12 protein-coding genes are annotated in these 12,733 nt (G+C 44.0%); 10 read left to right on the top strand and 2 right to left on the bottom strand.

Going from position 1 to position 12,733, the window contains the following annotated elements:
- Nucleotides 1–96 precede the first annotated feature (96 nt).
- The 4 genes from leuB to LDO37_RS03305 all read left to right on the top strand — a co-directional run bounded on the left by leuB (nucleotide 97) and on the right by LDO37_RS03305 (nucleotide 4,288).
- On the top strand, nucleotides 97–1,188 hold the full coding sequence (gene leuB, locus LDO37_RS03320) for a 3-isopropylmalate dehydrogenase (RefSeq protein ID WP_126606358.1): 1,092 nt from the start codon (nucleotides 97–99) through the stop codon (nucleotides 1,186–1,188).
- A 173-nt stretch (nucleotides 1,189–1,361) separates the two neighbouring features.
- Nucleotides 1,362–2,762 carry a 3-isopropylmalate dehydratase large subunit gene (gene leuC / locus LDO37_RS03315; protein WP_126606359.1) on the top strand — a complete coding sequence of 467 codons (1,401 nt, stop codon included), beginning with the start codon at nucleotides 1,362–1,364 and terminating at the stop codon, nucleotides 2,760–2,762.
- 13 nt (nucleotides 2,763–2,775) lie between these two features.
- Nucleotides 2,776–3,378, top strand: coding sequence for a 3-isopropylmalate dehydratase small subunit (gene leuD / locus LDO37_RS03310; protein ID WP_126606360.1), 603 nt, complete (start codon nucleotides 2,776–2,778; stop codon nucleotides 3,376–3,378).
- Between the two features lie 124 nt (nucleotides 3,379–3,502).
- Nucleotides 3,503–4,288 carry a DUF547 domain-containing protein gene (locus tag LDO37_RS03305; RefSeq protein ID WP_126606361.1) on the top strand — a complete coding sequence of 262 codons (786 nt, stop codon included), beginning with the start codon at nucleotides 3,503–3,505 and terminating at the stop codon, nucleotides 4,286–4,288.
- A 51-nt stretch (nucleotides 4,289–4,339) separates the two neighbouring features.
- Here the strand turns inward: LDO37_RS03305 and LDO37_RS03300 are convergent, their stop codons facing one another.
- On the bottom strand, nucleotides 4,340–4,876 hold the full coding sequence (locus tag LDO37_RS03300; RefSeq protein ID WP_126606362.1) for a DUF924 family protein: 537 nt from the start codon (nucleotides 4,874–4,876) through the stop codon (nucleotides 4,340–4,342).
- A gap of 108 nt (nucleotides 4,877–4,984) precedes the next feature.
- On the bottom strand, nucleotides 4,985–5,851 hold the full coding sequence (gene djlA / locus LDO37_RS03295) for a co-chaperone DjlA (protein WP_126606363.1): 867 nt from the start codon (nucleotides 5,849–5,851) through the stop codon (nucleotides 4,985–4,987).
- Nucleotides 5,852–6,001: 150 nt separating this feature from the next.
- Between djlA and lptD the strand changes: the two genes are divergently transcribed.
- From lptD to LDO37_RS03265, 6 genes are all read left to right on the top strand, one after another.
- A complete protein-coding gene (gene lptD / locus LDO37_RS03290; RefSeq protein ID WP_126606364.1) occupies nucleotides 6,002–8,293 on the top strand; it encodes an LPS assembly protein LptD in 2,292 nt (763 codons plus the stop codon).
- 46 nt (nucleotides 8,294–8,339) lie between these two features.
- Entirely contained in the window at nucleotides 8,340–9,650 is a 1,311-nt protein-coding gene (gene surA, locus LDO37_RS03285) for a peptidylprolyl isomerase SurA (protein WP_126606365.1), read from the top strand.
- Entirely contained in the window at nucleotides 9,640–10,629 is a 990-nt protein-coding gene (gene pdxA / locus LDO37_RS03280) for a 4-hydroxythreonine-4-phosphate dehydrogenase PdxA (RefSeq protein ID WP_126606366.1), read from the top strand. Before surA ends, pdxA begins: the two co-directional genes overlap by 11 nt.
- Nucleotides 10,626–11,435, top strand: coding sequence for a 16S rRNA (adenine(1518)-N(6)/adenine(1519)-N(6))-dimethyltransferase RsmA (gene rsmA, locus LDO37_RS03275; RefSeq protein WP_101113338.1), 810 nt, complete (start codon nucleotides 10,626–10,628; stop codon nucleotides 11,433–11,435). The genes pdxA and rsmA overlap by 4 nt, the downstream gene beginning before the upstream one ends.
- Nucleotides 11,436–11,529: 94 nt before the next feature.
- Nucleotides 11,530–11,910 carry a Co2+/Mg2+ efflux protein ApaG gene (gene apaG, locus LDO37_RS03270; RefSeq protein ID WP_101113339.1) on the top strand — a complete coding sequence of 127 codons (381 nt, stop codon included), beginning with the start codon at nucleotides 11,530–11,532 and terminating at the stop codon, nucleotides 11,908–11,910.
- Between the two features lie 10 nt (nucleotides 11,911–11,920).
- Nucleotides 11,921–12,724 (top strand): symmetrical bis(5'-nucleosyl)-tetraphosphatase, encoded by an 804-nt coding sequence (locus tag LDO37_RS03265; RefSeq protein ID WP_126606367.1) that lies wholly within the window; start codon nucleotides 11,921–11,923, stop codon nucleotides 12,722–12,724.
- Nucleotides 12,725–12,733 lie beyond the last annotated feature (9 nt).

The raw sequence follows: 12,733 nt of genomic DNA, 5'->3' as shown, positions 1-12,733 counted from the left end.
GCGAGCATAACGCGTCTTTCTGCCTAGTTTCTCTAACACTAAATTTGCTTACTCTCAAAATTCAAACACAACTTAACTAACAAGGAATATTTCACCATGGCAGGCTCAAGCTACAACATTGCCGTATTACCGGGAGACGGAATTGGTCCGGAAGTCATGCAACAGGCTCACAAGGTACTGGATGCGATTGAAAAGAAACATGGCATCACCTTTACGCGTGAAGAGCATGATGTTGGCGGCATTGCAATTGATAACCATGGTTGTCCGCTACCAGAAAGCACAGTAAAAGGCTGTGAGAATGCCGATGCTGTTCTATTTGGTTCCGTTGGTGGACCTAAGTGGGAACACCTTCCACCTAACGATCAACCTGAACGTGGTGCATTACTTCCTTTGCGTAAACACTTCCAACTGTTTTGTAATCTTCGTCCAGCCCAAATTCACAAGGGCTTAGAATCTTTCTCACCTCTACGTGCAGACATTTCTGGTAACGGCTTTGATATTGTTGTTGTACGTGAATTGACTGGCGGCATTTACTTCGGTCAGCCAAAAGGTCGTGAAGGTGAAGGACCAAACGAAAAAGCATTTGATACTGAGGTTTACCATCGTTACGAAATAGAGCGTATTGCAAAAATTGCCTTTGAATCTGCACGCTTAAGAGATAAAAAAGTCTGCTCAATTGATAAGGCAAACGTACTTCAGAGTTCAATCTTATGGCGTGAAGTCGTTGAAGAGATCGCAAAAGACTACCCTGATGTCGAGCTTTCTCACATGTACATCGATAACGCCACCATGCAGTTGATCAAAGATCCATCTCAATTTGATGTCATGCTTTGTTCCAATATCTTTGGTGACATTATTTCAGATGAATGCGCCATGATTACTGGCTCAATGGGCATGCTTCCTTCTGCTAGCCTGAATGAAAGCAAATTTGGTTTGTATGAACCCGCTGGCGGAAGCGCTCCTGATATTGCAGGTAAAAATATTGCAAACCCTGTTGCTCAAATTTTATCTGCCGCGCTCATGCTACGTTATAGTTTAAATGAAGAAGCGGCAGCACTCGATATTGAAACCGCTGTATCGAAAGCGCTTGAAGCTGGTGAGTTAACCGGTGATTTAGCGGGGAACAAACCTGCGCTATCGACATCAGAAATGGGCGACAAGATTGCTCAGTACATAGTTAACGCATAGTCATGTTAACGCGTAATCATTCCATCGCTTTAACGTGCGGAAAAAGTCGCAAAACAGATTAATCTACAAGACAGTTCAAAGTTAGCATGAAGGTGCATCACTCACCGTTCAGTGATCACTTTCTGCTTAACTTTAAGATAGAAATACAGAGCGCTTCGCTCAAGGAAGAAGCAATGTCGAAAACATTATACGAAAAAATTTATGACGCTCATGTCGCGGTTGCGGCAGAGGGCGAAAACCCGATCTTATACATCGACCGTCATTTGGTGCACGAGGTTACTTCTCCTCAAGCGTTTGATGGGTTGCGTGAAAAAGGCAGAAAAGTTCGTCAAGTAAACAAGACATTTGCCACCATGGATCACAACGTATCCACCCAAACAAAAGACATCAATGCCTCCGGCGAAATGGCTCGTATCCAAATGGAAACGCTGTCCAAGAACTGTGAAGAATTCGGCGTCACGCTTTACGACATCAATCATAAATACCAAGGCATTGTGCATGTCATGGGTCCAGAGCTTGGTATCACGCTTCCTGCAATGACCATCGTTTGTGGTGATTCGCACACTGCTACCCACGGCGCTTTTGGTTCTTTGGCCTTTGGTATTGGTACGTCGGAAGTTGAACACGTTCTAGCAACTCAAACATTGAAACAAGCCCGTGCCAAAACGATGAAAATCGAGGTAAAAGGCAAGGTGGCTGAAGGCATAACGGCTAAAGATATTGTTTTAGCCATCATCGGTAAAACAACTGCTGCGGGTGGTACAGGGTACGTGGTTGAGTTTTGTGGTGAAGCCATCACCGATCTCACAATGGAAGGTCGAATGACGGTCTGTAACATGGCCATCGAACTGGGGGCGAAAGCGGGCCTAATCGCGCCTGATCAAACTACCTTTGACTATATTAAAGGCCGAAAATTTGCACCTTCGGATGAAGACTGGGATGCCGCAGTTGAATACTGGTCATCCATGAAAACAGACAGCGACGCAACATTTGATGCCGTTGTCACTCTTGATGCTACCGAGATCAAACCTCAAGTGACATGGGGAACCAACCCAGGGCAAGTGATTGCGGTGGATGCCACCATTCCTGAACCTGACAGCTTCGCCGATCCTGTAGAAAAAGCATCAGCTGAAAAAGCGCTGGCTTACATGGGACTCGAAGCTGGTAAAAAGCTGTCTGACTACAAAGTTGACAAAGTCTTTGTTGGTTCTTGCACCAACTCGCGTATTGAAGATATGCGTGCCGCCGCTGCGATTGCTAAGGGCAATAAAGTTGCTGACCACGTACAAGCACTCATTGTTCCGGGTTCGGAGCAAGTGAGATCTCAGGCCGAGCTGGAAGGACTGGATAAAGTCTTTATCGATGCTGGCTTTGAATGGCGCTTGCCGGGCTGCTCTATGTGCCTAGCCATGAATAACGATCGCCTAGGTCCACATGAGCGTTGTGCATCAACCAGTAACCGTAACTTCGAAGGACGCCAAGGTCGCGATGGTCGAACTCACCTAGTGAGCCCCGCCATGGCCGCTGCCGCAGCGATTGCTGGTCATTTTGTCGATATCCGTGAATTGAATTAATAGGGAAGTAATCATGTCAGGTTTTAAGCAACATACAGGTCTGGTTGTTCCTTTAGATGCAGCCAACGTGGATACCGATGCCATCATTCCAAAGCAGTTTTTACAAAAAGTCTCTCGCTTAGGTTTTGGTAAACACTTGTTCCACGATTGGCGCTTTCTAGACGATGCTGGTAAACAACCAAACCCAGATTTTGTCATGAACGCACCGCGATACAAAGGTGCTTCTATCTTAATCGCAAGAGAAAACTTTGGTTGTGGATCATCTCGTGAGCACGCGCCTTGGGCGTTGGCAGACTACGGAATTAGGGCAATGATTGCGCCAAGTTTTGCCGATATCTTTTACGGCAACTCAATCAACAATCAGATGGTTCCGGTTCGTCTCACAGAACAAGAAGTCGATGAAATTTTCCAATTTGTAGACGGTAATGAAGGCGCGCAAGTGGAAGTGGATCTCGAGGCTATGAAGGTTAGAGCCAATGGTAAAGAATACGGCTTTGAGATTGATGAATTTCGTCGTCATTGCCTTCTTAATGGCTTAGATAACATTGGGTTAACGCTTCAACACGAAGAAAAAATCTCTGAATTTGAGTCCAAGATACCCAATTTCTTAGCTTAGTTAGACTGAAATCACACCATGAATGAAAGCCCCCGTTGGGGCTTTTTTCATTTTCACGAAAGAATTTCTGACTGCTCTAGGTCTTCTATACTAACTCAATTAACTTAAGAAACCTGAAGCCACCATGAGAAATCTATTTACTGTATTTATTCTTCTTTTTTCTAGCCTATCGTTTGCAGCACCAAAGTCTGACCTTTGGGCATACTGGAATCAAAGTAATGAAACCAATAATGCGACTATTTCACATCAAGCTTGGGATTCTATTCTTAATAAGTATTTAGCGGCTTCTGGTCAACATCATCTATTTGATTACGCAAATGTCTCCTCTTCTGATAAAAATGCGTTGAAAGGTTATATCAAAAACCTAGCGGATATTGACCCACGTGATTATTCAAAAGCCCAGCAATACGCTTACTGGGTCAATTTATATAATGCGATTACAGTAGATTTGATCGTCGATAACTATCCGCTTAAATCAATCACTAAACTGGGGGGATTATTTACTTTTGGTCCTTGGGGGGATGACGTCGTCAATATTGCAGGAAAAGATCTGACACTGAACGACATTGAGCACCGAATTCTAAGACCGATATGGAATGATCCTCGCACACACTATGCTGTGAATTGTGCAAGCCTTGGCTGCCCTAACCTTCAGCTATCAGCATTTACAGCTGAAAATACAGAAACACTTCTAGAGCAAGCTGCTTCAAGCTTTGTGAACAATGATAAAGGTGTCGTGGTAAACGGAAATGATGCCCAGCTGTCTTCTATCTACGAGTGGTTTGTTGCTGATTTTGGCGGAAATGAAGCCGGCGTTATTGCTCACTTAAAACAATACCGTACCGACTTGAAGTTAACGACTGACAGTAACATCAAATACGACTACGATTGGGATCTAAACAAGCAATAACCTTGGATTACTAGGAGTACGGACCTAATTTTGTACTCAAAAGGAAGCCACTCAAAAACTCGACCCCGGCTGACTTAGAAATTCAATTTCTTCTTCCGTTGATACCCGATTCAATATGTCATTACGATGAGGGTATCGACCGAATCGCTCAATAATCACTTTGTGTTTATATTCATAATCTAAGGTATTTTCAACGCCATTTTCCTTGAATAGCTCGACGGCTTTCTCATGAATTTTTAACGATTCGCTATGCATGAAAGGCATATACAAAAACGTTCTCTCTGTTTGAGATATTGACTTATCTAGCCCTTGCTGAATGGTCTCTTGAGCGAGTGCCAAAGCAAGTGGGTCACAAGAAAATGCATTGGGAGAACCTCTGTGAATATTACGAGAAAACTGATCAAGTACAATGACTTCTGCTAGCCTGCCTTGCGCACTCACTCGCCATTCATTTAACTCACTCTGAGCTGCCATAGCATGCACCGAACCAAAACGTTCGCTGATCAAAGAATCAAGTTCTTCTCCCCCCGCAAACCAATCTTTAGGGCTCAGTTCTTCAAACCAAAAATTGAGTACATCCTGATACATATCTTCTCCTTGATATTACTGAAAGCAAACTCTCGTATCGTCACTTGGTGAGTTGTTGAGTTGGTGAAATAAGAGAGCCTCTCTTACTATTTATTCTCCAAACCTTGGCTACTTAAACCCTTTTTCTTTCTTTATAAGATCGTAAGCCGATTGGATTTCCTGAGCCTTCTCTTTTGCTACTTGCATCATTTCCGGTGGTAAACCTTTCGCAACCAATTTATCTGGGTGGTGTTCATTCATTAATTTTCGATAAGCTCGTTTCACTGCTTTCGAATCCGAACTTTCCGCTACCCCAAGTACTTTGTATGCATCAGGTAACTGGCTTGCCGACGACGCTTGCCATTGACCAGATGAGCCACTGTGCTGATGACCAGAATGCCCTCCACCAAAACCGCCTTGCTGAAAACGAAAAGCTGCTTCTTGCATTTGCAGCCTTTGCTCAAGTTGCTGAGATGAGAAGCCAAGCCCCTTAGCAATGACATGTAATACATTGCGTTCGCTAGGATGTAAATCTCCATCAGCGAAGGCAGCTGAAATTTGCAGTTCCAAAAAAAACTGTAGCAGAGCAAAGCGTCCACCTGTTGCGACTCGAACACTGGCAAGCGTTTCTTCCAATGGAAAATCTGAAGATTTACCAGAACGAAAGGCTTCTTGCGCCGCCGTTCGCTGCTCACCGTGTAAGCTCATACGCTCCATCATGGCAGATGCCAGTTGGATTTCTTCTTTGGTCACTTGCCCTTTTGCTTTGGCAACATGTCCCATAACGGCAAAAGCACTTTTAAAGAATTCTGCCTGTTTCTCTGCCTGAGAAGGACCACCAAAGCCTTTAGGTCCACCAGACGATTGGAAACCACGTGATTGGCGGTTTCTGGCCTTATCAAACTGATGCCCTAAAAAAAGCCCAAGAAGCGCCCCCGGAATATTGCCAAACAGGAATCCGAAGAAAAAACCTAGGATTTTGCCGAAAATCTGCATTATTGTGCTCTCAATCTATGAATTTTTACTAAGTAAAGCGGTCTTATAGTGTCGGTTAATATAAATTCCTTTATGATAAAGGACGATATTTGTATTCGGTATCCGACAACATTACCGAATGGATTAGGTTTCACAGGATAGCTCAACTCGATGTCTTTTTCTTCCCGCACATTTTTGGCAGCATCAATAACAGCTGCACTTTCAGTGCCTTCGACTCAAGCCGATACTCTCAAAGACAACAGTGTGCAGGAAATGCCCACTATTGACCAATGTTACGTTCCCGAAGTGGGCGCAACCGACGTCAGCGAGCAACCCGCTTTCGTAAAAGCCGATAGTGTGACTGCACAAGCCGGAAAAAGTGCCGTCTATAAAGGTGATGTAGTGATTACACAGGCTCATCGCCAAATGCAGGCTAATTCTGTCACTCATAACCCGATAGAAAATACATTAAAAGCGGAAGGTAACGTCCGTTTTAGTGATGGCCAGATTAAATCCCAATCTGATTTGGTCACATCTAATATTGATGACGAATTAGTCACAATGGAAAACACGCAATACCGTTTCCTCTGTGAAGCGGGTCGTGGAGATGCCAAGCGTATTTTAAAGACAGGTCAAGCCATCTATGAAATGGAAGATGGTTCGTTAACAGCATGCCCGGATGGTGACAATGCATGGCGAGTTAAAGCATCCGATATCGAAATCGATCAAGATGAAGAACAAGCGTATTTCTATCACACGCGCTTTGAAGTCATGGATGTGCCGATCTTTTATGTCCCTTATATGAGCATGCCGATCGGTGATAAACGCAAAACGGGTCTACTTTTCCCGCGGGTATCCCTTGATACTAATGATGGTTTGAGTGTGAACGTGCCATTTTATTGGAATATTGCCCCAAACTACGACCTCTTAACCAAATTCAATTATATGGAACGTCGAGGACTTCAACTTGATAGTAAATTTCGCTATTTGACGCCATATGGTTCCGGCTCTCTACATGGCGAATTTATAAGTAAAGACAAGCGAAATGAAGAGTTTGATGAGCGCTGGGGATTCAATTTTAGCCACGATGGAATTATTGCTAATGCGTGGAAAGTTAACATCGATTACTCAATGGCGAGTGATATTGACTATTTTAGAGATTTTAAATCCAGCATTGGTAATCGAGAAGACGGGCAACTTCTACAAACAGGCAGTGCCGCATACCGAACACAGGATTGGGATTTAACCCTTACTCTAAAAGATTTCCAAATATTAGATGAAGCGGGAAATCAGCCTTATCAAATGCTTCCGCAATTGAAATACAACTATTACGCTCCCGATTTTTACACAGGAGTGAGCTTCGACCTCACTAGTCACATCAGTCGATTCGTTACCGATGATATAGACAAGCCTTCAGCAACTAGAGTACACATTGAACCTGGCGTAGTGGTTCCCTTTTCAAGACCATGGGGTTCGCTAACGGGTGAAGCTAGAATGTTAGCAACGCATTACCAGCAAGAACTGACCGACACCAGTGATCCAGATCTCACCGAGTCTGTAACACGAACCATTCCTGAAGTCAGAGTTCATGGTTTACTCAATTTAGAACGACAAGCTGGAAACTATATTCAAACTCTAGAGCCTCAAGTCCAATATCTCTATATCCCAGAGGTTGACCAGAGTGGTATTGGGCTTTACGACACGACACTTCTACAAACCGATTACTATGGCTTATTTAGAAGCCGTAAGCACAGTGGTGTGGATAGGATTCAGAAAGCCAATCAGTTTAGCTACGGTGCCACCACTCGATTTTATGATGACGACTACAAAGAAAGAATGAACATTTCTTTTGGTCAAATCTATTATCTTGAACCTGTGTCCTCTGCTGAAAATGCTTCCAATTACTCCGCTTGGGCGGTGGAAACGGACTTCAACTTCAGTGATTACCTTTTCTATCACGGTGGCGTTCAATACGACATAGAATCCAGTGCGATTCAGCTCGCAAACAGCGCGTTGGAATATCGATTCGACGGAGGTTATGTTCAGTCCAACTACCGATACGTAACCAAAGAGTACATCGAAAACTCAGTCGATGGATTAGACGTAACGGATATCACCAAGTCGGGTATTTCTCAGGCTGGTCTGTTAGCATCCTATCAGTTTACACCGAGATGGTACGCGAGCGCTCAGTACTTCTACGATTTGACCGTTAAACAAAATATCGAATATATGGCGCATTTAGGGTATCGCTCAGACTGTTGGTACGTCAGTTTTACTTACAGTAATCAACTGCGCAGTTGGAATGGAAATTTCGTAACAGATCCAAATGCTATACCGGTTTACGACGACAACTTTGCGTTGAACTTTGGCATATTTGGGTTTGGAACCAGCGTAGGTGCCCCTACACCATCCAGTGGTGATAACGCGCTAGGCTATGGACGCCCATTTTACCTAAACAACTAATCGAATTATTTCAGGAACACCCTTCCTGATGTACATGGAAACATAAATGAAAATCTGGAATAAAACGCTACTAAGCCTCACTGTTTCTCTTAGTTCACTAGGAGCGCTTGGTTCATTTGAAGCTTTCGCCCAACCAGTCGAGCTTGATAAAGTTGAAGTAATTGTTAACGAAGGGGTCATCTTAAAAAGTGACATTGACTCGGCAATGAAAACAATCCGTGCTAATGCGCGTTCTGCCAATCAATCATTACCAGCGGAAGATATCCTAAAAGAACAAGTCTTAGAAAAGCTGATTTTAGACACCATACAAACCCAGCAAGCGGAAAAGTTGGGGGTCCGAATCGATGATAATCGCCTTGAAAGTGCAATTAAAGAAATCGCGTCGAATCAAGGGAAAACCATTCCTCAATTACGTAAGGTATTGGCGAGCGAAGGTTTGAGCTACGCAGAGTTTCGTGAACAAGTACGAAATGAAATTGCGGCATCTGAAGCACGAAATGCTCAAGTACGTCGCCGAATTAATATCCTTCCTGCTGAAGTCGAAGGTTTGGCTGAAATTTTAGCCAAAGAGAGCAATGCGACTGTTCAATACAAAGTGAACCATATTCAACTGAGATTTAATGATTCTCAAACGAAGCAAGAAGTCGAAGATCAAGCCAGTTTACTCGTCTCAAAAATCAACGGCGGTGAAGATTTCAAAACCATGGCGTATACCTTCTCAAAAGGTCCTAAAGCTCTTCAAGGTGGTGATTGGGGATGGCTAAGAAAAGAAGAAATGCCAACCATCTTTGCAGATCAAATAACCACGCAAGGTAAAGGGGCAGTTATTGGTCCATTCCGAAGCGGTGTAGGTTTTCACATTATTAAGCTTGAAGATGTAAAAGGTTTGGAAACCGTTGCCGTGACAGAAGTTAATGCTCGTCATATTCTGATCAAAACATCCGTCATATTGAGTGATGATGGCGCAAAGCGCGAGCTGAATGAGTTCAGACGACAGATTGAAGCTGGAGAAAGAACCTTTGGCGATCTTGCCCAGCAATACAGCGCTGACCCCGGTTCTGCCGTAAGCAATGGTGAGCTAGGGTTTCAAACGCCCGATCTCTACGTTCCAGAATTCAAGCACCAAATTGAATCACTTCCAGTCGGTCAATTGAGTCAGCCATTTGAAACGGTGCATGGCTGGCACATTGTTGAGGTATTGGAAAGACGCCAAGTGGATAGAACAGACTCCGCAATGACAAATAAAGCGTACCGAATTCTATTCAACCGGAAGTTCAATGAAGAAGTGGGCGCATGGATGCAGGAAATCCGTGCTGGTGCTTATGTCGAAATCCTGGGAGATGAAAATGACAGTTAGACGAATTGCTGTCACCGCTGGTGAACCTGCGGGCATTGGTCCAGATCTCGTGCTTGCGCTTTCCGCACACAATTGGGACCACCAGATCATTGTCGTCGCCGATAAAGAAATGCTAAATCAGCGTGCTGAGCAGCTCAATATTAATGTTGATCTCATTGATTACAACGCTAATAGCACAGCAACCGCACAAAAAAGCGGGACGCTCATCGTTGATCATTTACCTACTGATACAAAAGTTGTAGCTGGTGAGCTCAATGAAGCTAACGGTAGCTATGTACTCAAAACATTAGAGAGAGCCGCTCAAGGCTGTATGAATGATGAGTTTGATGCTATTGTCACCGGCCCTGTGCACAAGGGCGTCATTAATCGTTCCGGCGTCCCATTTAGCGGGCATACAGAGTTCTTTGCTGAAAAGTCGAATACGCCACTGGTTGTGATGATGCTGGCAACGGAGGGTCTGCGGGTTGCTTTGGTAACAACGCATATCCCTTTGGCTTATGTATCTCAAGCTGTCACTGAAGATCGTCTAGAACAAATCATTGAGATTTTGCATAAGGATTTGGTCGAAAAGTTCGCTATCAAAGAACCTAAAATTTACGTATGTGGGTTGAATCCACATGCTGGTGAAGATGGCTGTTTGGGTATGGAAGAAATTGAAACGATCACACCGACCCTTACCAAGATCCGCCAAGGAAAAGGGTACGACTTAGTTGGACCACTTCCTGCTGACACAATCTTCAATCAAAAGTACTTGCAAGAAGCTGACGCTGTCCTTGGGATGTATCACGACCAAGTATTACCCGTATTAAAGTACAAAGGATTCGGGCGTTCTGTTAATATCACGCTCGGTTTACCGTTCATTAGAACATCAGTAGATCATGGTACAGCACTTGATTTGGCAGGGACTGGTCAGGCGGATACAGGAAGTTTCCAAACAGCGCTCACGCACGCCATCGAATTAGTAGAGAAAAAACAATGAGAAACGATGTCCATTTAGGACACAAAGCGCGTAAACGTTTTGGTCAAAACTTTTTAAACGATCCCTATATCATTGATGGAATCGTTTCGTCGATCAACCCGAGACCCGGTCAAAACTTAGTTGAAATTGGTCCTGGGCTTGGTGCCATCACTGAACCTGTGGGCAAAGAAGTCGACAAATTTACGGTTATTGAGCTAGACCGCGATTTGGCAGAACGCCTGCGTAATCACCCAGAATTGGGCGATAAGCTGACAATTCACGAAGGCGATGCCATGCGTTTCGATTTTACGCAATTGGTTAAACCGAATAACAAACTGCGTATTTTTGGTAACCTGCCTTACAATATCTCTACGCCGTTAATGTTCCACTTATTTGAGTTTCATAAAGACGTCCAAGACATGCACTTTATGCTGCAAAAAGAGGTGGTTAATCGCTTAGCCGCAGCTCCAGGTAGTAAAGCGTATGGTCGCCTAACTGTAATGGCTCAATACTATTGCAAAGTGGTCCCAGTACTGGAAGTTCCACCAACTGCATTTGTTCCGCCACCTAAAGTGGACTCTGCCGTTGTGCGTTTAGTACCTTACGAAGAAATCCCCTACCCTGCCACCAGTCTAAAGTGGCTAGATAGGGTGTGTCGCGAAGGCTTTAACCAACGCCGTAAAACCATTCGAAACTGTTATAAAGGTCTATTAACGGCAGAACAGTTAGAAAATCTGGGCATAAACCCGAGTATGCGCCCCGAAAATATCACATTAGAGCAGTTCGTCGACATGGCTAACTGGCTAGATTCTAACCACTCTAACTAGAATCTATGCTTCGAAAGCTGATAAATGCCTTAAGTCTGTTATAGTTAAGTCATATACCGGATTTAAGGCTTTTTTGCATCCAAGGAGCGCTTATATGGAAGTATCCCATCCTTGTGTCAAATGTCAGGTACACACGAAATACGTGCCTGAACAATCCCAACCCGATCAAAATCGATACGTTTTTGCTTATATCATCACAATCAAAAATCTCAGCCAGCAGTCTGTACAGCTAATGAGTAGAAAGTGGCTTATTACAGACGGTAACCAGAAGCAATTGGTGGTGGAAGGTGATGGTGTCGTTGGGGAGCAACCCGTTATTGACGCTGGCGACGAATACACTTATACAAGTGGTACCGCCATTGAGACGCCAATAGGTGTCATGCAAGGTCACTACCTAATGCACGACCAATCGGGCGATGAGTTTAAAGCCGATATCGACCCATTCCGCCTCGCAGTACCCAATATCCTCAATTAAGGAAAATTCATTGGCAAATTATATTGTTGGTGACATCCAAGGATGTTTTGAAGAGCTGACCCTATTGCTGGAATCAGCTCAATTTGACCGGAAAAAAGACATATTATGGTTTGCAGGTGATCTTGTAGCTCGAGGTCCTAGCTCGCTTGAAACACTCAGGTTTGCCAAAGATCTAGGTAAAGCGACAAAAGTGGTTCTTGGGAATCACGACTTGCATTTACTAGCGGTGTACCACGGTATTAGCCCTCTTAAAAAGAAAGATAAGACAGCGCCAATTATTGAAGCCGATGATTGCGACGAGCTGATGGCATGGCTTCGTGAGCAACCGCTTATTGCTGAACACGATGAATTTGTCATGTGTCATGCAGGTATTTCCCCTCAATGGGACTTACAAACGGCGCGTAAAGAAGCTCGTAAAGTCGAATCTATTTTGCAAAGCGACAGATGGGTTTGGTTACTGGAAAATATGTATGATAACCAGCCAGATCAGTGGAGTCCGAAGCTCAAAGGCATTGATCGGTATCGATACGCGATTAACGCATTTACACGAATGCGTTTTGTGCACTCCGATGGAAGATTAGATATGGCATGTAAGCTTCCTCCATCTGACATTTCCGATGAAAGTTTAATGCCTTGGTTTGATCTTCCTAACAAGAAAGATGTCGGAAAAGCCATCCTATTTGGGCATTGGGCAGCTTTGGAAGGTGTAATTCAAGAAAAGGTGATCGGCTTAGATACTGGGTGTGTCTGGGGTGGTGAGCTGACGATGATTCGCTGGGAAGATAAAAAGTTGTTCACTCAAAAAGCGATATAGATAACTCTA

Source organism: Vibrio penaeicida, assembly GCF_019977755.1.
In the GTDB taxonomy this organism is placed as follows: Bacteria; Pseudomonadota; Gammaproteobacteria; order Enterobacterales; family Vibrionaceae; genus Vibrio; species Vibrio penaeicida.
This window is presented reverse-complemented; position numbering and strand designations above follow the sequence as displayed.